The sequence below is a fragment of the Candidatus Phytoplasma bonamiae genome (genome assembly GCF_030586845.1).
Lineage (GTDB): Bacteria > Bacillota_I > Bacilli_A > Acholeplasmatales > Acholeplasmataceae > Phytoplasma > Phytoplasma bonamiae.
On record NZ_JAOSIQ010000001.1, the window covers coordinates 32,003 to 55,107 of the forward strand.

The 23,105-nt window shown below is 21.7% G+C and carries 17 protein-coding genes and 1 tRNA gene; 9 read left to right on the top strand and 9 right to left on the bottom strand.

Annotation, left to right across the window (positions count from 1 at the left end):
- Positions 1-18: 18 nt before the first annotated feature.
- From OC701_RS00120 to OC701_RS00130, 3 genes are all read right to left on the bottom strand, one after another.
- The gene (locus OC701_RS00120) at positions 19-3,300 is read right to left on the bottom strand and encodes an ATP-binding protein (RefSeq protein WP_304514089.1); all 3,282 of its coding nucleotides are present in this window, start codon (positions 3,298-3,300) and stop codon (positions 19-21) included.
- Position 3,301: 1 nt separating this feature from the next.
- Complete coding sequence (locus OC701_RS00125) at positions 3,302-3,916, bottom strand: DUF4194 domain-containing protein (RefSeq protein ID WP_304514090.1); 615 nt, start codon at positions 3,914-3,916, stop codon at positions 3,302-3,304.
- Positions 3,917-4,028: 112 nt separating this feature from the next.
- Positions 4,029-4,811 (bottom strand): HAD-IIB family hydrolase, encoded by a 783-nt coding sequence (locus OC701_RS00130; RefSeq protein ID WP_304514091.1) that lies wholly within the window; start codon positions 4,809-4,811, stop codon positions 4,029-4,031.
- 626 nt (positions 4,812-5,437) lie between these two features.
- Here OC701_RS00130 and OC701_RS00135 point away from each other — a divergent pair.
- Positions 5,438-6,838, top strand: coding sequence for a 2-hydroxycarboxylate transporter family protein (locus OC701_RS00135; protein ID WP_304514092.1), 1,401 nt, complete (start codon positions 5,438-5,440; stop codon positions 6,836-6,838).
- A gap of 575 nt (positions 6,839-7,413) precedes the next feature.
- On the top strand, positions 7,414-8,034 hold the full coding sequence (gene plsY, locus OC701_RS00140; RefSeq protein WP_304514093.1) for a glycerol-3-phosphate 1-O-acyltransferase PlsY: 621 nt from the start codon (positions 7,414-7,416) through the stop codon (positions 8,032-8,034).
- Positions 8,035-8,064: 30 nt separating this feature from the next.
- Here plsY and priA read toward each other — a convergent pair whose 3' ends face one another.
- The 6 genes from priA to OC701_RS00170 all read right to left on the bottom strand — a co-directional run bounded on the left by priA (position 8,065) and on the right by OC701_RS00170 (position 15,851).
- Positions 8,065-10,293, bottom strand: a complete 2,229-nt coding sequence (gene priA / locus OC701_RS00145) for a replication restart helicase PriA (protein ID WP_304514094.1) — start codon at positions 10,291-10,293, stop codon at positions 8,065-8,067.
- A 90-nt stretch (positions 10,294-10,383) separates the two neighbouring features.
- Entirely contained in the window at positions 10,384-10,737 is a 354-nt protein-coding gene (gene rbfA / locus OC701_RS00150; protein ID WP_304514095.1) for a 30S ribosome-binding factor RbfA, read from the bottom strand.
- Positions 10,730-12,538 carry a translation initiation factor IF-2 gene (gene infB / locus OC701_RS00155; protein ID WP_304514096.1) on the bottom strand — a complete coding sequence of 603 codons (1,809 nt, stop codon included), beginning with the start codon at positions 12,536-12,538 and terminating at the stop codon, positions 10,730-10,732. Before infB ends, rbfA begins: the two co-directional genes overlap by 8 nt.
- A gap of 118 nt (positions 12,539-12,656) precedes the next feature.
- The gene (gene nusA, locus OC701_RS00160) at positions 12,657-13,709 is read right to left on the bottom strand and encodes a transcription termination factor NusA (RefSeq protein WP_304514097.1); all 1,053 of its coding nucleotides are present in this window, start codon (positions 13,707-13,709) and stop codon (positions 12,657-12,659) included.
- A 326-nt stretch (positions 13,710-14,035) separates the two neighbouring features.
- A tRNA-Leu gene (locus tag OC701_RS00165) sits at positions 14,036-14,122 on the bottom strand.
- 43 nt (positions 14,123-14,165) lie between these two features.
- Complete coding sequence (locus tag OC701_RS00170) at positions 14,166-15,851, bottom strand: DAK2 domain-containing protein (protein WP_304514098.1); 1,686 nt, start codon at positions 15,849-15,851, stop codon at positions 14,166-14,168.
- 749 nt (positions 15,852-16,600) lie between these two features.
- Between OC701_RS00170 and OC701_RS00175 the strand changes: the two genes are divergently transcribed.
- The 7 genes from OC701_RS00175 to OC701_RS00205 all read left to right on the top strand — a co-directional run bounded on the left by OC701_RS00175 (position 16,601) and on the right by OC701_RS00205 (position 22,407).
- Positions 16,601-17,563, top strand: a complete 963-nt coding sequence (locus tag OC701_RS00175; RefSeq protein ID WP_304514099.1) for a tyrosine-type recombinase/integrase — start codon at positions 16,601-16,603, stop codon at positions 17,561-17,563.
- Between the two features lie 5 nt (positions 17,564-17,568).
- Positions 17,569-18,024 carry a dUTP diphosphatase gene (gene dut, locus OC701_RS00180; protein ID WP_304514100.1) on the top strand — a complete coding sequence of 152 codons (456 nt, stop codon included), beginning with the start codon at positions 17,569-17,571 and terminating at the stop codon, positions 18,022-18,024.
- Between the two features lie 169 nt (positions 18,025-18,193).
- Positions 18,194-18,952, top strand: coding sequence for a 30S ribosomal protein S2 (rpsB, locus tag OC701_RS00185; protein ID WP_304514101.1), 759 nt, complete (start codon positions 18,194-18,196; stop codon positions 18,950-18,952).
- A 124-nt stretch (positions 18,953-19,076) separates the two neighbouring features.
- Positions 19,077-19,769: a translation elongation factor Ts gene (gene tsf, locus OC701_RS00190; protein WP_304514102.1), complete on the top strand. Its 693-nt coding sequence runs from the start codon at positions 19,077-19,079 to the stop codon at positions 19,767-19,769.
- Between the two features lie 156 nt (positions 19,770-19,925).
- Positions 19,926-20,654: a UMP kinase gene (gene pyrH / locus OC701_RS00195; RefSeq protein ID WP_304514107.1), complete on the top strand. Its 729-nt coding sequence runs from the start codon at positions 19,926-19,928 to the stop codon at positions 20,652-20,654.
- Between the two features lies 1 nt (position 20,655).
- Entirely contained in the window at positions 20,656-21,219 is a 564-nt protein-coding gene (locus OC701_RS00200; protein ID WP_304514103.1) for a ribosome-recycling factor, read from the top strand.
- A gap of 63 nt (positions 21,220-21,282) precedes the next feature.
- The gene (locus OC701_RS00205; protein ID WP_304514104.1) at positions 21,283-22,407 is read left to right on the top strand and encodes a phosphatidate cytidylyltransferase; all 1,125 of its coding nucleotides are present in this window, start codon (positions 21,283-21,285) and stop codon (positions 22,405-22,407) included.
- Positions 22,408-23,105 lie beyond the last annotated feature (698 nt).

A 23,105-nucleotide genomic window follows, 5' to 3' on the forward strand; every position in this document is an offset into this window, starting at 1 on the left:
TAAAAATAATTTTAAAAATTAAAGATTCAGTATATTTCTTGTGAAATTTTCAACAACAACATGATTATCATCTTTCATAATAATTAAATTAGTTTGCACATAAGGAGAAATATCTACAATCCTTTGTGGAGGAATGGCCATAATAAATTGAATATTTAAAGAATTAAAAAAACGCATCATGCCTTCTATTCTAGCTTCATCCATATTATTGAAAGCTTCGTCAAACAAAACCAAACAACCTTGATTATCGTTTGCGCTATTTAACTGTTCAAAACAAATAGACATAATAATGTAAAAAGGCACTTGAGTTTCGCCTCCAGATTTTTCACGAAAAATTTTCGAAAAAAAAGAATAATTATTATTAATATCTTTTATTTGAATATCATACGTCATATAATTACGATAATCTAAAAAAGATTCTGCTATATCTTCATAACCTTCTTCAAAAGAAATAATTTTATCAAATAATTCCTCTAAAAGAATATTTTCGCACATTAAGCCTCTTTCAAAGAACTCATTTTTGGAATTATTATTATAACTAGAAATTATATCATAATATTTTTTGTAATCAGGATCGTTAGAAGGTTTAATCATTATTTGATAACTATCATTGCCAAAAGGTCTATCATTTAATAATTTATTTAACTTATTAATTTGTTGTTTAGTATTATCTATACTTTCTTTTAATTTATTAATAAATTCTTCTTTAAAAATTATTTCAGTTTTATAAGTTAATTCTTTAGCTTCTTGTTCGTAATCTGATAAATTTTGAGTATTCTTAGAATTATATTCTTGATAAAAATATTCCAAATTTTCTAATCGAGCTTCAATATCGGAAATATTATATTTTTGCAAATAAATTTGAATTTGATTGATTAAATCCATTTGTTGATTTAATTTTTGCTGTTCTATATTTTTTAAAGAATCATTAATTTTATTTAAAATAAAATCATAATTGTCATTATATTGTTGGTAATAATGATATAAGTGTACATTTATTTTATCTTCTATGGAATTAGAAATTTTTTTACCTATCAAAATAGTTAATTTTTGATTTAATTCAGACAAATTAATTTTAATTTTGGTAGTTTCTAAGTCATAATTATTCAAATTATTATTTAAATTTGCTATTTTAAACAAGATTCTTTCCAATTGTTCATTATTATTCTTTTTTTGATTCATAATGGCAATTAAACTATCTTCAATATTTCGAAGATTTAAATCTGAACTTAATTGTGTTATTTGTTGTGAAACTTTTTGTTTTTTAACTTTAATAGATAATAATTCTGAATATAAATTAAAATTATCTGAAATTAAAATATTAGCCAATTTACTTTTATTCAATAAATTAATTATTTCTTGATATTTATTGAAAACACTTTGATGTCGCAACAATAAAGAATTAAATTTTTGAATTTCTGATAAAATAAGATTTTCACGTATCTTAATAGAATTATTGCCAATGTAAGGGAATTGATAAAATTTTGGATTAATTTTTCTTAAAGTGTATTGGCTATAAACCAAACAATCAGGAGTAATAGCTGTTTTGTGTTTTTTTAAATTTACAGGATCCAATTCACATATAATATTAGATAAAAGTAAACGAATATATTTTAAAGCATTTTTGTTATCAGAAGATATCTTAGTTGATAAACTGTTAAAATTATCTTTAATAAAAGGTATTTGCGCTACATTAACTAATCCTATATCATAAAAATTATTATCTACAGATTGTGGTAAATTGCTATATATTTTTAATGCCTGATCAAAATAATTTTCTTCTATCAACAAATTAAATTTTCTATTCCCTAAAAAACCTTCTATAGCGTTTCTCCATAAATTATCATTAATATCTATTAATTCACATAAAGGATAAATGCATACCGATAAACTATAAAAATCACTTAACTTTTTATTTAAAATTTCAATTAAATTTTGTATATGTTGAGGATAAACAGACATAACGGAAGAAAGAAGATGACGATCTTTTTCTTTATCTAAAATTTTTTTCTGCAAATCTAAAATAAACTTATTAGAATCATTTGTTTTTATATTAAAATTAATTATTTCTTTTGATATAAAAAGTCGTAATTTTTCCAAAATAACCTTTAATTTTGGGAAATTTCCTTGAATTTCGGAAAATCCTAAATTCAAAAAATCACTTATACAATTAATACTATCTGAATAAATTTCGGAAGGAGATAAATTTTGCAACTGCTTTAAATTCATTAATTCTTGAGTAATTTGATTTTGAAAAAAATTAATTTTTTCGTTTAAAGTATGTTCGAGATTTTCATAAAAAACTAAATCTTTGCGAAGATTATTTAACAATAATTTTCTATCATTAGATTTCAAAACAACTAATTCATTATTTAAAGTTTCTATAGTTGAATTAATTTGTTCTTTTTGGAATAATAATTTTTTTAAACTTAATTCGTCAGCTTCTTTCTTAGATTGACACGAATCTAAATCAAAATTATTTTTTTTAATTTGCACTTTATATAAAAGACATTGATAAATCTGAATCTGTTCTTTTAAGTGAATAAATTTTTTATCAGCATCTATAATATTAGTTAAATAAAATAATTTCTGTTTTTCAAAGTTTATCTGAAGCTCTAATTTTTTTAATTGTTTAAAACTATTTTTTAAACTTGAAATATTTATAGGATTAGGTTCTAACAAAAACTCAAAAACAAAATTTTGCAAATTAAGCGGTTTAAAAGCTAAAGCTTTAGGTAACATTTGAATATATTTGCTTACATTAATGTTCAAATAATTACCTATAGCATTTTGATATTGTTTTTTAGTATCGAAAAAATTAAAATTAGGAAGGTATTTTCTTAAAAAAAGAAAAAATTGTTTTTGAGTTTTGGGTTGATCATTTTCTACACACATGTTATTAATAAACTTCATATTTTCTATAAAATAAAATTTTTCTTTTAATTGACCACTACGAGAAAGTTCTAAAACACAACCAAAAAGACTATATTTTTTATTAACATTATCATAAAATTCCAATAAAATATGTGTAATAACATCTTGATCTCTTAAAAATTCTTTATTCTCTGCTCCGATTTTACAACGCATATAACTTTCTAAAGAGCGCTTAGCATTAACATTCGCTGCTATATTAAACTTAACATGATTACGTTCTCCTATCAAAACATACTGTAAAGCATCTAATAAAGTTGATTTTCCGGAACCATTTTCTCCAGAAACTAAAGTATTATTTTCAATATCAATAATTTGAAAAGAAAAAAAATGCCAATTTACTAATTGTATTTTCGTCAATTTTTTCATTTTAATTTTTCACATCCGTAGTAAATAATTCTTGATAGTATTGTAACATGCCCAAATTAATTAAATATAAAATAGTAGGATAAATACGAATAATCAAATCATTTGGTAAATAATGATTATAATCAGAAAAATCAATAATATTATACTGTTTAAATAAAATTAAAGAATTTTTTATCTTTTCTTTAGTTAATTTATGCATTTCGGCATAACCAATACTTTTTAATTCAAGATAAATATCTTGTAAATAAATTTCAATTTTATTATTTAAAGGTATTAATTCTTTCTTTTTTTGAAATAAAATTCTAAATAAAAATAATAATAAACTTTCTTCTTTTTTAATCCGCAATCTGTTAAATTGTTGAATATTTTTAAGAAAAATCACTTCATCATATTTATGAATTTCTAATTCGAAATCAACTAATTTTAAAAAAGAAATAAACATTTCTTGATGTAATAAAATAAACCTATAATCATTTAAATCAGAATTTTTTTGAGCAGTTAGATAATTAACTTGAAATAATTTATTAATAATTCGAGAAAAAATATCTTTTTCTTTTTCTTTTAAAATTTTAAATTTCTGAGAAAATACTTGCAAATCTTGTGTTTTTTGATCCATAATTACCTTTCCTAAAAGTCTTCTGAATTAAAAATCCTTATAATATAAAAATGAAAATATAAAATGATTTAAAATTTTCCTAAATTAAAAAAAATATTTTTTTAATCTAAATTTAAATAAGTATATTTTTTTCAAAAAAATCATATAATTGATCTGAATCAATATGCGGAGCTATAAATTTAGCTACTGCTTTAGTTCGTGGATACAAACTATTTCCCATAGCTATACCAATATCCGCATAAGATAACATTTCGATATCATTACTACCATCTCCTGTACAAATTAATTGATAATCAGGATATTTTAATTTAATTTTTGAAATACCATAATATTTGTTAACATAATCAATAGTTAAATCTACATGACTATTCCAAAAACATATATTTAAAAACTTTAAATCATTTCTAAAATTTTTAATTTTCTTGACATCTGAACCTAAAGCAACCATAAAATATATCTTAGACATCAATTTCAAATCATAAACCACATCATAATTTAATTCTTTTTGATAATAATTAATCAAAGATTTATCTGATGAATTAGGATGATACAAAATTACTTCCTTATCAATATTAACACCGGCTAATAAAATATTAAAATTTTTAATTTTATTAACAAAACATTCGATATATTCTGATGGAATAGGATTTTCATTAATAATACCCTCGTTTTTAGATATAGTAACGGCGCCATTCATAATAACAAAATACTGAAAGCAAGATATCAAATCCCCTAAAACATTTAAATTGCGATAATTCCTTCCTGTAGCAATACCCAAAATAATACCGGGTTTATTTGCTAAAGCTAAAATTAATTTTTTAGTTTGTGGCAAAATGGTTTGTTTATTGTTATGATAAAGAGTTTGATCTATGTCAAAAAAATATATTCTTTTCATCTAATGTTATCGTCCTAATTCTTGTTTTATAATAATTTTTACAAAAATTTATTCAAAATATAAATAAAAATTTTAGATAAAAATTTTATTCCAAATATTAAATAATAGAAGTTAAAATAAATAATAAATCTTATATAAACCAAATAACAAAATAATTTTTATCTTGGAATATAAGTTATTTTTTAGAAATTTGAGATATAAACTAAATTACTGTATTTATTTTATTTATAATTTTAAGAATATCTTAAAAATTGTTTTAAAAAAAATTGTATAAAAAAACTAACCTAAATGTGTTTTTATTATATATTTAAAAACAAAAAATTTTAAATTTTTTTAATTTATTTATGCTAAAATAGATTTATGTTAGATATATTTTTGGGAAAATAAAATCCTAAAAGTCTAAACATTGTAAATATTACAACTTTGTAAATTTCCTTTAAATACAAAAAAATTCAATTTTTGGATTTTAATATTCATTTATAAAATTACTTTCCTCAGTCGCTAAACATTATAAATAAAATATTAAATAAAATAATTAATAAAATTGAATTTTTACAGATATTTTTAAAATAAAATTAAATTTTGAAATATAAAAAGTCTGTTAACAAAAAAGGGGTATTTCTGATATGTCAAATAATCAAATAAAAGAAAATAAAAACAAAATATTCGGTTTTAAACCTATATTTTTTATAACATTACTTTTGATATTAGGATTAAATATTTTTTGCATAGCTCATTATCCGGCAAAAATTAATAAATTTTACCATCCTTTATTAACTCCTTTGTTTTTAATAACTATGTTGGGAATTACTTTAAGTTATGTAGGCTCTAAAGTTCCTGGTTTAAATAAATTGGGTTTGGGTTTTTTACTTTGTATTTTTGTACCATCTTACTTAGTTTTTAAAGGATGGATACCAAAACAACTAGCTGAACATATCGATAAAGGATTTTTTAATAAACCTAATGATTCCTATGGAATAGGTATTAATTTTTCACAATTTTTTATAACTATTGTTATAGCTGGTAGTCTTTTAAGTGTGGATAGACAATTATTAAGAAGATCTTTAATAAAGTTTGTTCCTCTAACAATTTGTAGTGTTTTTATATGTGGTTTAACTATTGGTGGATTAGGGTATTTATTAAATTATCAATGCCCAGAAATATTTAAAAAACTTAGTCAAGGTCCTATATTAGATTCAATATTTTTTGTATTTGTACCTTTGACTAACGGAGGTACTAATTTAGGAATTAACGGTTTTGCCAATGGAATTTATAAAGAAGCTTTTCAAGTTGAAGCTTCAACCATTAGAACTGCTATTCTAGGACCTTTAATTTTAGCTCGTACACTAAGTATTTTTATAGCAGGATTACTTTACATTATTTTTGATAAAAGTAAATATAGCGGACAAGGGAAATTAGAAAAATCTTCTTCTCATTTAAATCCTAAAGATCAAATAAAAACTACCAAAATAAATGAAATAAAAGATTTTAAAATAATATGCATGGGATGGTTAATTATTTTTGCACTTTATTCTGTGGGCAGTATGATAAATCAATTATTATTTGGTAAAATGGATCCAATGGTTTATATGATCATTTTATTATTAATAATCAAAATATTTGACCTAATGTCTCAAGAAAATCAAAACGCTGTCACTCAATCCGGAAAATTCATGACAGAAAATTTCACAAGCGCTGTATTAGTAGGTTTAGGATTAACTACAAATTTCCAACAATTAAAAGAAACAATTGTAAATCCAAGTGTTTTAATAATTGTTTATGCTTCTTTATTCATAGCTACTTTAATTACATTTTTAATGGCACCAAAATTAGGATTTTATCCTTTAGAAACAGCTTTAACATCAGGAATTTCATCTTATAGTATCGGTGGAGCAGGTAATGTAGGAGTTATGACAATATCTCATAGAATGAATTTATTACCTTTTGCAATGATAGCCACTAGATTAACAGGACCTTTAGTATACGTTATAGCAAATATAGCTTTTCGTAGTATCTACATGGCATAAAAATTCTTTTTATTATAAAAATAAATTGTATTAGTCAAATTTAAAAGTTTTAAACGAATAAAGATCAACATATATTAAAACAGTTGATCTTTATTTTTTCTTACCACATTTAAATAAATATTTTAATATTTGTATATTTCCAATTAAAATATTGTTTTTTATTGTTAAATTTAAACAATAACAAAATAAATCGCATATATTATACAAAAAAATGCAATAACATATTTTATAACAATACTAAAACACAAACGACACCATCGAACAAATTGTTTTTTAAAATCAAAATTACCATTCCAAAAATTATAATAAATAAAACAAAAAGTACAAAAAAGCAAGTGTAATAAAAAAATGGAAAAAAATAATTTTTTTTTTCTACTAAAACATGTTTTTATAACTTGTAATATTAAATATTTTTTTAACATAAAAAAATTGCAACCTATTCTGAAAATTATTTAAATTTAATTAAGTATTTTTTTATAATTTTTAATAAAAAATAATTTTTTTAATGAAAATTAAAATACTAAAATTGCCTTAAGTAAAATCAATAATATATACACAAGGAGAATAAAAACAATATGTTCCAATTATCATTAACTAATATTAACATTTGCATAATATGTTATATCATAGGATCCATCCCTTTCGGTTTATTAATAGGCATTTTCAATAATAGAAAAATTAATTTATTAGGATCTAAAAATATCGGAGCATCCAATGTTACAAGAATTTTAGGTTTTAAATACGGTTTATTAACTTTTTTATTAGATTTTCTAAAAGGATTTTTACCTGTTTTTATTTTTAAAAATTCTAAATTAAATTTAAATTTTCCTCAAGACAAAACAATAATTCTAGGAATATGCGCTATTTTGGGTCATATGTTTTCTATTTTTAATCATTTTAAAGGAGGCAAAGCTATAGCAACTTCTGTAGGAGTAGTTACAGGAATTAATTTTTGGAGTGGTTTTTTTGGAGTTATGATTTTTATATTTTTAGTTAAAATTACTGGTTATGCTTCTTTATCTTCTTTAATTGCTACAATTATTACTAATATTAATTTATATATAACAAACCAAAATACATATAACTCTATAGCTATGGCTATTATTACTATTTTAATTTTTATTAAACATAAAAAAAATATTATTCAATTGTATTTAGGAACAGAAAATAAATTTAATATTAAAAATAAACTTTAATTAATCATATTTTAAAAAAATTCTCATAAATTAAAAAAATGTCAAAATATCATGGTCTGTTAAAATATCAAAACGATCAAATATAATATAAGTATTTTTATCAAAATGATTTTTTTTTAAAAAATCTAAATCTAAAGGCCAATGTTTATATTTTAATGTTAAAAAAAACCGGTAAAAATGTTTTTTATTAATAATTTGAAAAGAACGTTTAGCTATAGAAGGTCCTAAAACATTAGCTATATCAATTGAAAGATTATTTTGTAAAATAATCTTAAGTTTTTGAGCTATTTCTCGAGCCTTAAAAAAATTTTGATGCATGATTAAAAATTTACTAATCAACATAAAAGGAGGGTACCCGCTAATTTTGCGTTCTTCTAAAGTTTTTTCATAAAAATAATCAAAATCATTATTAACAATAGAATTTAAAATATAATTATTGATATTATAAGTTTGTATTAAAATACGAGATTTTATTGGCATGTTATATATTAATTGAACTAACATTTGAAAAGTTTTTTCTTGAGCTGTGAAATGAGATATATTAAGTAATGCATCGAAAAAAACAATACCTAATAAACTCATTGGCCAAGAAATACCATTTTTAATTATCATGGTAGTACCTAAATAAATATCTACTTTATTATCTTTTATATTAGATATAATTTTGTTATACTCTTTAATATTAAAATTACGAATATTATCCGAATCTATACAACCAACAAAAGCTTCTGGTATTTGTTCTTTTAAAAAACTTTTAATAGATAAAATACCAGAAAACATACTAGAAATAGTTTTTTGTTCACATAAAGAACAATATCCAGGAAATTTCTCTTTATAATCGCAAAAAGAACATTTTAATATTTTGCAATTAATATAAGAATGTAAAATACGGTCACATTTAAAACATTTAGGGATATAACCGCAATTGAAACATAAAACTAAACGAGAAAAACCTTTAATATTCACAAATAATAAACTTTTTGATTTAGATTTAAAATTTTTAATTAATAATTCGGTTAAAGATGAAGATAAAGGTGATAAATTTCCTTGTTGTAATTCTTTTTTCATATCGATTAATTGAATATCATATTTAATTCCCGTTTTTTTTAAATTCAGCCAGATATATTCGCCTAATTTTTTAGCTCGATAATAACTAGTTAATGATGGTGATAAACTAGATAAAATCAAAGGAATTTTATGATAATTAGCCCTTAATTGGGCTAATTCTCTAACATCATAAAAAGGCATCTTTATCTTTTCAATAAAAGCATCATGATGTTCGTCATCTATAATAATAACTCCCAAATCTACAAAAGGAGTAAAAACAGCAATATTAGTACCTATTACTAAATCAAATTTTAAAGATTGTTTAAAATTATTATTGACTTTATTAGGTATTTTGCCACTATGATTAATAAATATAACAATGTCAGGAAATTGTATTTTAATTCTTTTCACCAATCGTTCAATCAAAATAATCTCAGGCATTAAAATAAGAATTTGTTTTTGTTTTTTTAAATTTTCTTTAATTAATTGCCAATATATCTGCAATTTATCATATTCTAAAGAATAAATTAATAAATAAGTTTGATAACAATCTAAAAATAATTTGTTAAAAATATTTTGTTGTTCAATAGTTAAATAAACTTTTGATATTTCTCTTTCGTTAAGTGAATTGGTTGGGACATTATTAGCCCCAAATTTTTTATCTTCTGTTTTTTCTTGATAAACCAAAGATTTAATATGATTAAAAGACAATTGAGAAATTTCTTTTTTAGGTACAATAGAAATTTCAATAATTTTTTCTTTTTTTAATTTTCGCAAAATATCCATTTGAAAATTACTTTTCACATTTAATAAAAATTTTTGATCATCTAAATATTTTTTTAACTCTACTGGCACCAAATCCGATTTTAAAATAGAAATTCTACGAACATAAGAAGTTAATAGTTCTTTAGGCAAAACCGTTCTATAAACAGAAATTTTAGAATTTAAAGGTATTTTTAATAATTCATCAATTAACAAAAAAAATTCTTGATTTAGAAAAGGCACTAAATCAAGAACTTCTATTATTTCTTTGTTAGCGAATGCACTATTTTCCTTAATAACAAGCACGTAACCCAAACGAACAGTATTATTGAAAGGAATAATAACTCTAGTACCTATTTGAACTAAATTTCTCATTTTTTCAGGAATAATATAATCAAAAGATGAAAAATCAGAATTTAATGATAAATCAATTAAAACCTCAGCAATCATAAAAATAGCCTCTAATGATTTAAAATTTTAATATATAAATTGAAAAAATTATAATTAAAAGACAAAAAAACAATTATTAATAAGTAATTTTTATTTATTTAATTTATTCAATAATTCTTCTATACGTTGACCATGTAACAACTCATAATCATATTCAAATACTAAATTAGGAATATAACGGATTTTTTTTCTTATTTTAAGAGCTAAATCTTTACGAATAACTGTTTTATGTTCTTCTAAAATATTCTTGACTAAATTTAAAATTTCAGGTTTTTTATCAATAATAGTATAAAAAATTTTAGCTAATGAAAAGTCTTTATTAAGCTTCACATCTGTAATACTAATAAAACCTATTTGAGAATTTTGTATTACTTTATTAACAATACTTACTAATTCTCTGTGAATAATACTAGACATTCTTTCTACTACTATCAACTTATTCATCAACTATTTCCTCCATTCGGGACGCCTCTATTATATCATCCATTTGAAAATCATTAAAATTATCAAATACAATACCGCATTCACTATCTGTTTTAGCGCAATCAATATTATTTCTTAAATGTTTTAAAGAAATGATTTTTCCTTGATAAATTATTTTTTGTTGACGTTTAACCTGAACAGACGCGCCATTATAAATAACACCATTGATAACTCGACAACCAGCTATATTATTTTTATCACTTCTATAAAAAATCTGAATAATAATAGCTGTTCCTGTAAATTTAAGTTTAAAAATAGGTTGAGCCAAAGTTTTTAATTTTTTAGAAATATCTTCAACCAAGTGATATAAAATTTGATAATTTCTTATTTCTACTTTTAAACTATCAGCTAATTTTATTATATTATTATCTACCAAATTATTAAAATTAATAATAATAGCTTGGAAAGTATTAGCTAACATAATATCATTATTTGTTATCGCGCCAGTATCTGTTTTAATAAAATTAATTTTAACTCCATGAAAATTTAAATTTTTTAATGATTCTGTTATAACCTCAATCATACCTTGTGTATCCGTTTTTAAAACAAAATTTAATACTGAATAAGAAACGTTTTTTTTTAATAAATCTTCCATAAAATTTTGCTCTAAATTTTTTTTAATTTCTTGATGTTTTTGTTCTTGAGTTTTTTGTCTTCTTATTTCTATAATATGTTTGGCTATTTTTTCATTAGTTGCAACCATTAATAAATCGCCAGCTTGCGGAACTGTTTTAAAACCATAAACAACTGCAGGTTGTGAAGGCAAAACTTGTTTAATATTTTCTTTAATGTCATTTTCCAAAGCTCTAACTTTTCCATAAGCATGGCCAGCAATAACAATATCTCCAATTTTTAAAATTCCTTGGTTCACAATAACAGTAGCTGCAGAACCTTTATTCTTAATTAAACTAGCCTCTAAAATGATTCCTAGAACGTTTTGTTTAGAATTGATTATTCTAGGGCGTTTATCATTTACTAACAAAATAGTTTTTAATAAATCATCGATACCTTGAGTTTTTAATGCAGAGATTTCTATATAAAAAGTATCTCCGCCCCATTCTTTAGGAATTAAATTATATTCAGATAGTTCTGACATAATACGTTCCTTTTGATTAGGAATTTTATCTATTTTATTCAGAGCTATAATAATATCAACATTAGCTTTTTGAGCGTGTTGAATCGATTCTAAAGTTTGAGCTTGAACACCATCATCACAAGCTACCACCAAAACACAAATATCAGTTATTCGAGCTCCCCTACTACGCATTTGGGTAAAAGCTTCATGACCAGGACTATCTATAAAAGTGATTTTGCGTTTGTTATAAATAACTTCGTAAGCGCCTATTTTTTGAGTAATACCGCCGACTTCCTGATCTACCAAACGAGTTTTACGAATCACATCTAATAAAGTAGTTTTTCCATGATCTACATGACCCATGATTGTCACAATAGGAGAACGTGTTATTAAATTTTCTATTGGCGTTTTAGTAATCATATTTTCTTCATTAACTATAAAATCATCAATAATATTAATATTTAACTTTAAACCTAATAACTCAATCAAATCTCTTGTTAAAGATTGATTATTTTTAAATTTTATTCCTAATTTTCCAATTATCCCAATTAAAAATTTTTCTGACATCTGCCAAATTTCAGCTAATTCCTTAATAGTATGATTAGAATTGTACACGTAATCACGCATTAAAGAAACACTTGATTTATCATCTTTTCGATAATCTTCTTTTTTATTTTTATTTTGCATATAACTATTATTTTCTCCTCCTAGATTATATTTAACAAATATTATGTATTAACCATAAATCTATAAGTTGATAATAAAAAGATAATTTAAAAAATTTATAAACAAAATGAACACATCATTATTGATTAGTTTGAATTTCAATTTGCCATTGAGTTACTTTCATTGCTAACTTAAGATTTTGTCCTGATTTGCCAATAGCTAAAGCAACTTGATCAGGCGCTACAGAAACTAAAGCAATTTTTTTTTCAAAATCTAAATTTAAAATTTGAATAATTTGAGCCGGTTTTAAAGCGTTAATAATTAATTTTTCTATATCTACACTCCATTTAAATAAATCTATCTTTTCGCCTCTTAAAATGTTTAAAATATTTTTAATTCTATAACCTTTTTCTCCAATACAAGTCCCAATAGGATCTATTTTTTTATTATTAGAGAACAATCCAACTTTAACTCTACTAGAAGGAATACGAGCAATAGCCATAATTTGAACCAAACCATCTCGAATTTCCGGAATAAAATATTTTAACAATTCAACAACAAATTGATTATTAATGCGACTAACAAAAATTTGAAGATGCTTGGGTGTAGAATTACGAACTTCTGTAATTAAAACAAAAATTTTTTCACCGATATTAAAATGATCATTCAACATTAAATCTTTTTTAAAAATAAAAGTCTTAAAATTTTTCTCTAACATTAAAATAAAAAATTTTAATTTTTCTTCAATTACCTCTGCCATCATTAACTTATTTTCATATTGTTTAAAAAAATTAAAGATATTTTCTCTTTGAAATTTCAATAATTCTTCATTAAATTTATTTTTAAAGTCACGACTGCCATAAAAATTGAAATCTTTTTTTGGATCTACTTCAATTTCCAAAAGTTCGCCTACCTCAACAGAAGGATTAAGTTCTTTAGCTTTTTTTAAATGAATATAATCTTGTTCTTTAAACACAGAAACATCGCATTTTTCATCGACAACTATATATTGTTTATACAAGGTAATTTTATCATAATTTGAATCAAAAAAAACTCTACATTTTTTTATTTGAAAGGTCTTTTTACAACCAGATATTAAAGCTTTTTCTAAAGCATTAATAACTTGTTCACGAGTTATTTCGTATTCTTGCGCTATTTGATCAATATGTTTTAAAAAATTTTTATTTTCCAAACAAATTACCTCTTTCTTATCAAAATATAATTTAGATTATCAAATCATCTTATGTTCTTTAAAATTAAAAAAGTGGTTATTTAAAACAAACCACTTTAAAATAAAAATTAACTTTAGAAATTCGATTATATATAAATATAAAATTAAATATTAAATAAAAATATAAAAATTTATATTTAATATTTAATGAACAAGCTAAGATAATTTAATCATTTTAATATTTTATAATATTTTTTCAAAAAATTATCGTATAACATAGTTTATCATATTATATTAATAAAAAACTAAAATAATAGGAAATTTAAATAAAATTTTTTAACAAAATATGGTACGGATAATGAGATTCGAACTCATAAGAGAAAATTTCTCACATGCCCCTCAAACATGCGCGTCTACCATTCCGCCACATCCGCATAAAATATCTTGTTTTATAAAAAGATATTTTAATTAATAAAATTAATTTTCCACTAAAATCAAATAATAATGTAAATGGTCGTTATTTATAATTTTATTGATTTCTAAATCATTATAATTCTTAGATAAAAATTTTTCCAAACCTATTAAAGAATAATGTTTTTCTAATTTTTGATCATAAAAAATAGTAACTAATTGAGTTGTTTTTGTAATCATTCTTTTTAATAATGCGATAATTAAAATTTCTAAATCATTATGTTGTTGAAAAAAAATAGAATCTACAAAAGCTTTCAATTCTAAAGAAGAATTTTCTGATAAATTATAATTTGGATTAAATAAAATTTTACCTACTAAATTATTTTTAACATTATCAATCATATTAGAAATATTTTCATTATAAGATAATGTTTCATCAAAAGAAACAAGAGCATTATAACCTTGAGCAATATTGCTAGTATTCATAACACTAATGTTAAATTTATCAAAACTTTTTGTAATTAAATCACTCTTAGCTAATATTTCTGGATCATTAGGTAATAAAATAACATTACAACATTCAACTTTATTTAAAATTGCTTTTAAATTATTCCAAAAAAAATCCCACATAAATTTTCTATTTTTAATAATAATATAATCTAATTTAAAATCTTTTTTAAAAATATTTAAAATTGTTTCATTAGGAACAATAGATATTAAAATATAATTTTTTTGAAAAATTTGATTATTATAAGAATTCCGTTCTTTCAGAAAATTTTTATTTTGCTCTTTCATATTATCAATTTTAGACTTAATTAAAAAGCCGTATTTTAATACATTTGTTAAAACCAATCCAGGTTTATTAGTATGAATATGTATTTTAAGCAAAGTATCATTAACTATAGCTATTAAAGAATTGCCAAATTTAACCAATTTTTGACGTAATTGTGACAAATCCAATTCTTTTGGATTATATAAATTAACAACTAATTCTGTACAATAACAATAAGGAATCTCTGAACATTTTATATCAGATATTTTATCAATATTATGATTCTCAAAAACCTCCGTTTCTTGAGAAATCATAAAATCTTTAGAAAAGTCTTTTAAAGAAATATTTGAATTTGAATCTTTAAAACACAACAACATACCTTCAAAAAAATAAATCAAGCCAGCTGCTCCGCTATCCACAACATTAGATTCTTTTAAAATAGGTAATAATTCAGGAGTTTTAGCTAAAGATTTTTTAGCATATTTAATAATTTTACTCAATAATTCTTCAATATTGTTAAAATTTTTTTGATTATTCACAGCTTCAATAGAATCGCGCAATACCGTTAAAATAGTACCCTCTACAGGAGAAAATATAGAAGAATAAGCTTGTTGATAACCACTAAGTAATGATTGAATAAATTCTTTTATATTAATAAAATTTTTCTTTAATAGAATTAACTTATTAGAAAATCCAGTAAAAAATTGAGATAAAATAACACCTGAATTACCTTTAGAATTCATAATTAAAGCATTAGCTAAAACGCGAGAAACTTCAATAATAGAATTTTCATTAAGAGAATAAATATGACGAATACCTTCAACCATAGTCATATACATATTAGTTCCTGTGTCGCCATCAGGAACAGGAAAAACATTTAAATTATTTATTTTTTGACAATTTTTTTTTAAATTAATAGTACCATTAATAACCATTTCTTTAAAAAGAAGACCATCTATTGTTTGTTCTGATATTGCCATTATTCAAAATCCTTTTTCTTTAACCTGATGAAAAAATAAAAATTAGATCTTTTTATTTATAAAAAAATAATTATTTTTTTATAAAAAATTAAAATTGACTTCAATAAATATTCTTATTTATGATTAAATTACCAATTTCACATACTAATTATTATTTTATCCAATTGAAATTCAAAAATTCTCATTATCAATCAACTTTTTTAATTTATATTAAGTATAAAATAACAATAAATATCATTATTTTTTTATAAATTAAATAATTTTTTTCATCAATTAACTTAAACTTAATATAATAACATTTTCTAAAAAATAAATTTAAATATTTAAAATTTTATTCCTTAAGAAATTAAAAATTTAAATTTAGAAGTTTATATTTTTAAAACAATTATAAAAAAACAATAACAGTAATATATTACAATAAATATATTTTTTTGTCTAAAAAATTCTAAAATATAACTTTCCATTTAATAAGAAATAAATTAATTTTCAATAATATAACTGAAACAAATTTGAGAAAATAATATAAAATTACTAATATTAGCTTAAATAATTATTTTATTAAAATAAAAAAATATTATATTTAAAAATTTCATATAATTTTCAATAATATAATTATCATAAACCAATAAATTTAAACACTTTAATTATGAAATAAAAATAAATTTGTTAAAAACCGACAACTAAAATGATGTAAACAATAATATAAATATAATCATTTAAAAAATAATTTTGAAAAGCGAGTTAACGCAATGGATTTAAAATTAATCAAAGATTTTCAAACATTTTTAAAAATTGAACGAAACTATTCATTATCAACAATAGTTAATTATACTTCTGACTTAAAAGAATTTATATTACTTTGTAATCGAAACAAAATAGATTTCAATATTAATGAATTAAAAAATGACAATTTATCTCGTCTCTTTTTAATCCATTTAACTTCTAAAAAAAATAAAAATACAACTATTAAAAGAAAAATTTCTGCTTTAAAAACTTTTTATAACTTTTTAAAAGATAAACACAACGTTCAAAATAACATATTTAAATCTTTGCCTAATATCAAAACAAATCACAAAATACCTAAAATTATTGAACCCTATCATATAAAAAAATTACTACATTCTATAAATATAAACCATAGTATTACAAATTATCGCAATTATTTAATAATAGACTTGCTTTATAGCTGCGGATTAAGAGTAAAAGAATTAGTTGATTTAACTATTAATAATATAAATTTTTTAAATAATCAAATATTAGTTAATGGTAAAGGTTCCAAAGATAGATACATACCTTTGCATAGAAAACTTGCTGATATGTTAAAAAGCTATATAGAACATGTAAGACCTAAATTTATTAATAATAAAAAGAAAAAACAAATATTCTTCTTAATTACTAATCAACATGGCAATAAGATAACTACTAGAGGCATCAGCTTTATCATTCAAAAAATCTACTCAAAAAATAAATACAAAGGGAAAATATCACCACATATGTTTAGACATGCTTTTGCTACTGTTTTGCTAAAAAATGGAGCAGATTTAAGAATAGTGCAAGAATTATTAGGGCATAATCATTTAAAGACAACTCAAATTTATACTTATATATCTGATAATGAATTGCACAAAAAATTTTTTTATTATAATAATATAATAAATAAGCATAATAAAGAAAATAAAAGAATAATATTTATAAAAGAAAGAGAAAAATAACAAAAATGTCAAATGAAAGTTTTTTTGAAATAGTAAGTTATTACAAAAAAAACAATATTCAAATACCGAAAAGACAAACTAAATATAGTGCAGGATATGATTTAGCAGCCGCTATAGAAACAAAAATTTTACCACAAGAATTAGCAATAATACCAACAGGATTAAAAGTATTTTTGCCTTCCAATCAAGTTTTACTAATTTATTCTAGATCATCTTTATTTATAAAAAAAAAATTAATGTTAACAAATAATGTAGGAGTAATAGATAGCGATTATTATAATAATTCCGAAAACGAAGGGCATATCCTAATATCATTATACAATTTTTCTAATCAAACGGTTGTTATCGATAAAAACGAAAGGATCGCCCAAGGAATATTTCAAAATTTTTTACTTACTAAAAATGATAATAATGAAAATAAAATTCGAAAAAATGGCTTTGGTAGTACTAAAAAAATTTAATCAAATAATTGTCAAAAAATATAAAATATGTTAAAATGTTAAGGTTAATAAAAAATACGATTGGAAATTAGGGACCAAAACCAAATAAAAATAATACCCTTTTAATGTAAAATTTTAATAAAATTAAAAAACTTCAAAGTGAAAAAAGGAGTCACACAAAACAAATAATATGGGTAGTGTAACAAATATTAAACAATTATTAGAAGCCGGAATACATTTTGGACATTCAGCAAAAAAAACACATTATAAAGCTAAAAAATATCTTTTTTGCTTAAAAAATGATGGAATTCCTACAGTAAGAAATAAAATTCATATCATAAATTTAAAAAAAACTGTAGAGCATATCGATATTGCTTATAAAAAAATTGTAGAAATAGTTTCTTCGGGAGGAAAAATTCTTTTTCTAGGAACTAAAAAACAAATACAAGATATTATAAAAACAGAAGCTCAAAGATCAAAACAATATTATATTAATCAACGTTGGTTAGGAGGAATTTTTACTAATTTTAGTACTATCACCCAAAGAATTAACTATTTAATAAACCTCTATAAAGAAGAAGAAGAAGGTTTATGGAATCATTTAACTAAAAAAGAAGTAGCAAAATTAACTCAAAAAAGAAATAAATTAGAGAAAATTTTAGGTGGTATTAAAAATATGACCAAACTACCTCAAGCTATTATTATTATAGATACACAAAAAGATTCTATAGCTATTGCAGAAGCAAGAAAATTAAATATTACTATTTTCGGCATTATAGATAGCAATTGTGATCCAGATTTAGTAGATTATGTTATTCCCGCTAATAATGATGCTATCAAAGGAGTTAAATTAATAACTTCTATTTTAGCTAATGCTGCTTTGGAAGGTATGAAATCCAATGATAAAACAAATGAATCGGAAAAAAATATTTCTAACAAAGAAAAATAATTTTATAAATTTATAAAATAATATTCTTAAAATTCATGTGAAAAAACAAAAAATCAAATTTTTTTCAAATTTTTTAAAAATTTATAATATAGAAAAAATTAAATAAAAGAGTTTAATTAAAAATATGGAACCTGAAATAATAGAAAAAGTTAAAAAATTAAGAGAAATTACTAATTTTGGTATATCAGATTGCGCAAAAGCTTTAACAAAAACTCAAGGAAATATAGAAAAAGCTATTGAATTATTAAATCAAGAAAAATATATAGAATATCCGGAAACTTTTGAAGAAAATTTGACAGAAGGCGCAACTCATGTAGCTTTTAACAAAAACAAAGCTGTACTTTTCGAAATAAACATAAAAACAGATTTTGCAGCCAAAAATATAAAATTTATAGAATTAATACAAAACATAGAAGAAATTTTGTTAAAAGCTCCTAATAATTTTGAAAAATTAAATGATTTCTTAAATTATAATTATCAAGGAAAAACAGTAAAACAAATAATAAGTCAAAAAATGACTATTTTTCAAGAAAAAATCAGATTAAAACGCATACAAGTTATTTATAAACAAAACGAAGAAAGTTTTGGCTATTATATACATCAAAATGGAAAAATTTCCACCTTAATACATATAACTAAACCATGTCAAATTGTTGAAAAACATTTACCTATTCACATTACAGAATCAAACCCTCAATCTAAAGATATTTTACTGCAACAAAATATGTATAATAATTCTAAAATTAAAGTTCAAGAATATTTAAAAACACATAAGACAGATATTATTACGTTTTATCGTTTCGCTTTAAATGATTAAAAAAATATATCTTTAAATATAATTTATTTTAATAAAAAAAATATTCAATAAATTAGGATTATTTTAATCAAAAATATTAAATAATGAATTAAAAATTTTAAAATATTAAAAAAATTTATTAATTTACAAAAATATATAATTTTAGTCAAACGGGAGATATTAATGTTAGGCAAGATTCTTTTAAAATTAAGTGGAGAAGCATTAAAAGGGGAAAAAGTAACTATTGATCCACACAAAGTAAAAGAAATTGCTAAGGAAATTAAAGAAATTAAAGATTTAGGCGTACAAATTGTTATAATTATTGGAGCGGGTAATATTTGGCGAGGAATTACTGGACAAACTCTTGGAATGAAAAGAGATCAATCAGATTATATGGGAATGTTAGGAACTATCGTAAATGCTTTAGCTTTACAAGATGCTTTAGAAAATTTGAACGTTGAAACTCGTGTAATGACATCTTTTCAGGTACTTGCGGTAGCTGAACCTTATATCAAAAAAAGAGCCGATCATCATTTAAACAAAAAACGTGTTATCATTTTGAGTGGAGGTATTGGAGTACCTTTTTTTTCTACAGACACCGCAGCCGCTCTAAGAGCTGCTGAATTAAGTATTAACATAATTTTAATGGCCAAAAATAATGTGAAGGGCGTATATAATTCTGATCCCAAACACAATCAAAAAGCGATTTTTTTAGAAAAAATAGAACATAAAGAAATTATATCAAAAAGATTAAATGTTATGGATATCACCGCTGTTTCTTTATGTTGGGAAAATCAAATAGATATTATAGTTTTTGATATGAATCAAAAAGGTAATATTAAAAAAGTAATTTTAGAAGAAAAAATAGGAACATTAATCACTTCTAAAACTTCTAAGGAGAATTAAAATGCAAGATTATAATAATCAAATAGAAATTATACTAAATGAAATGAATGAAAAAATGCAATCTCAAATTAAAATCATGACCGACAAATTCAAATATATAAGAACTGGAATAGCTAATCCGCAAATATTAGATCAAGTATATATCAATTATTATAACCAAATGCAACCTTTAAGACATTTTAGTTCTATTTATGTGTCTGAAGGTAATCAATTACATATAAAACCATTTGATAATACTTTAACAGAAAGTATTAAAACAGCTATTTTAAAATTAAACATAGGTATTCATCCGAAGACTGAAAACAATATTATTAAATTAATTTTTCCCAAACCTTCTGAAGAACAACGTATTCAATTAACTCAAAAAATCAAAAAAAATTCAGAGGAAGCCAAAATCATTATTAGAAATATTAGAAGACAAAGTAAAGACAAAATTAAAAAAATAAAACTTAACCAAGACTTAGAAACGCAAACATTTAAACAATTACAAACAATTCATGATAAATTTATCAAATCTATAGACGAATTGACTAATCAAAAAAATAAAGAATTATTAAAGTATTAATAAATATTTATAAATCTAATTTATATGAAAATTAATAAAAAAAAAATATATATAGGGATTAATATGCTCTTAATAACCTTTATATGGTTAAGCATTTTAACATATATAGACAAACAACGCAATACTAATATTTTATTTTATAATTGTGTTTTACTACTTATAACTTTTATATATTCATCTTTTCGAGAAGTCATTCAACAGTTGAAAATCCAAAAAACTTCAACAAACGCAATAATATCTCATAATCAAAATAAACCAAATTTTTTGAATATATTATCTTTTTATATATTTAATGCTGCTTATGGTTTTTATTTAATAAAAATAATTTTAAACTATTTATACAATAATCAAATTATTAAAATAAAAAATAATTATATCTTGCATACCTATATAAAAAAATTTTTTTTATTAGAAAAAACAAATGTAATAAATAATAATTCAATCATATTATTTATATTTTTAACAATTATTTTCGTTTTATATATTTATTTTATAAGTAAAAAAAATTTAAAAATAAACCAATTAAGTTTCATATTTCAACACCTCATCATAATACAAGGATTATTATATTATTTTATATTTAATAATAACCGGACTGTTATGATAACTATATTTTTATACATTATTGCTTTATTATATAATTTTATTTCAACACGAAATAATAAAAACTTTTATAACAAATTATTTCAACATATAGCTATTTTTATATATATTTTATTAGGTGTTATTTCTATATTTAGTTTATTTTTAATTAAACAAAAAATAATATTATATTTATTTACTATTTCTATTTCAAGCGATATTTTTGCATTTTTAGGAGGTTATTTTTGGGGTAAAAACCTTTTATGTCCTTCGATTAGCCCAAAAAAAACTAAAGAAGGATTTTGTTTTGGAATATTATGTACTATTATAATTATCAACATTATTTTTGATAATCCAAAAAAAACATCATTTTATATTATTTTCTTTATATTAACCATAATAAATAGTATAATAGCCCAAATAGGAGATCTTATAGTTTCAAAATTTAAAAGAAATTTAAAAATTAAAGATTTTGGCAAAATAATTCCAGAACATGGAGGTTTATTAGATCGTTTTGATTCAATTTTATTCTTATCTCTTTTTACAATTTTAATAATAATTAATCCATTTTCGCAAATAATTCATCAATTATTATTAATAATTTAAAAACACAATAATTTTTATAAAATTAAATAATTTCAATTTATTAATAATTTTTTTATACAAGTTAATATAAAATAATACAAAAAATAATTAATATTTTGAAAAAATCTTTATTTAAATAATTCATTCACAATTTGGAAAAAATTTTAAAATTTATTGTTTCTAAAAAAATTTAAATAAATATTTTTAAAATAACCAAAATTTATATTTAATTATAAATTATTTTAAAAACCAAAAAAATTTAATGTATTAATAACGTATTTTTAAAATTTTTGATTTTTTTAGTAAACTATAAGAAATTAATTAAATTAAACATTAAAAATTAAATTTAAATAAGAATAAATTATTTAAATTTTAATAAACAAATTTATATTTTAGTTATTATCTCTATGTATAAACAAACCTACTATTCTAAACCGGAAAAACAAGTGTACTAGCATCCAGTTCTTTGATATCTTAATTCTAAATATTGAAACTATTTAAAATTTTAAAAATAATTATATAGATTTTGAATTTTTGGTTGGGTTATCAAAAATATACGGATAGATTATTGGCGTTTCCTTGATAAGATTTGTTTTCATCAACTATTACCAACAGCCCCCGTCCAAACGGTGCGAGCAAGTTTCCCAGCACACCGCTTTCCATAATTTATCCCTGTTCCGGGTTTAACTTCGTGTCACCACTGGTTAAATGTTTATTCT

Bases quoted from the DNA above. Each gene is read 5' to 3' on its own strand.
- tsf (WP_304514102.1), top strand. From the start codon at position 19,077: ATGGAACCTGAAATAATAGAAAAAGTTAAAAAATTAAGAGAAATTACT.
- OC701_RS00135 (WP_304514092.1), top strand. From the start codon at position 5,438: ATGTCAAATAATCAAATAAAAGAAAATAAAAACAAAATATTCGGTTTT.
- rbfA (WP_304514095.1), bottom strand. From the start codon at position 10,737: ATGAATAAGTTGATAGTAGTAGAAAGAATGTCTAGTATTATTCACAGA.
- priA (WP_304514094.1), bottom strand. From the start codon at position 10,293: ATGATTGCTGAGGTTTTAATTGATTTATCATTAAATTCTGATTTTTCA.
- OC701_RS00205 (WP_304514104.1), top strand. From the start codon at position 21,283: ATGCTCTTAATAACCTTTATATGGTTAAGCATTTTAACATATATAGAC.
- OC701_RS00200 (WP_304514103.1), top strand. From the start codon at position 20,656: ATGCAAGATTATAATAATCAAATAGAAATTATACTAAATGAAATGAAT.
- OC701_RS00175 (WP_304514099.1), top strand. From the start codon at position 16,601: ATGGATTTAAAATTAATCAAAGATTTTCAAACATTTTTAAAAATTGAA.
- dut (WP_304514100.1), top strand. From the start codon at position 17,569: ATGTCAAATGAAAGTTTTTTTGAAATAGTAAGTTATTACAAAAAAAAC.
- plsY (WP_304514093.1), top strand. From the start codon at position 7,414: ATGTTCCAATTATCATTAACTAATATTAACATTTGCATAATATGTTAT.
- rpsB (WP_304514101.1), top strand. From the start codon at position 18,194: ATGGGTAGTGTAACAAATATTAAACAATTATTAGAAGCCGGAATACAT.
- OC701_RS00125 (WP_304514090.1), bottom strand. From the start codon at position 3,916: ATGGATCAAAAAACACAAGATTTGCAAGTATTTTCTCAGAAATTTAAA.
- OC701_RS00130 (WP_304514091.1), bottom strand. From the start codon at position 4,811: ATGAAAAGAATATATTTTTTTGACATAGATCAAACTCTTTATCATAAC.
- OC701_RS00170 (WP_304514098.1), bottom strand. From the start codon at position 15,851: ATGGCAATATCAGAACAAACAATAGATGGTCTTCTTTTTAAAGAAATG.
- infB (WP_304514096.1), bottom strand. From the start codon at position 12,538: ATGCAAAATAAAAATAAAAAAGAAGATTATCGAAAAGATGATAAATCA.
- OC701_RS00120 (WP_304514089.1), bottom strand. From the start codon at position 3,300: ATGAAAAAATTGACGAAAATACAATTAGTAAATTGGCATTTTTTTTCT.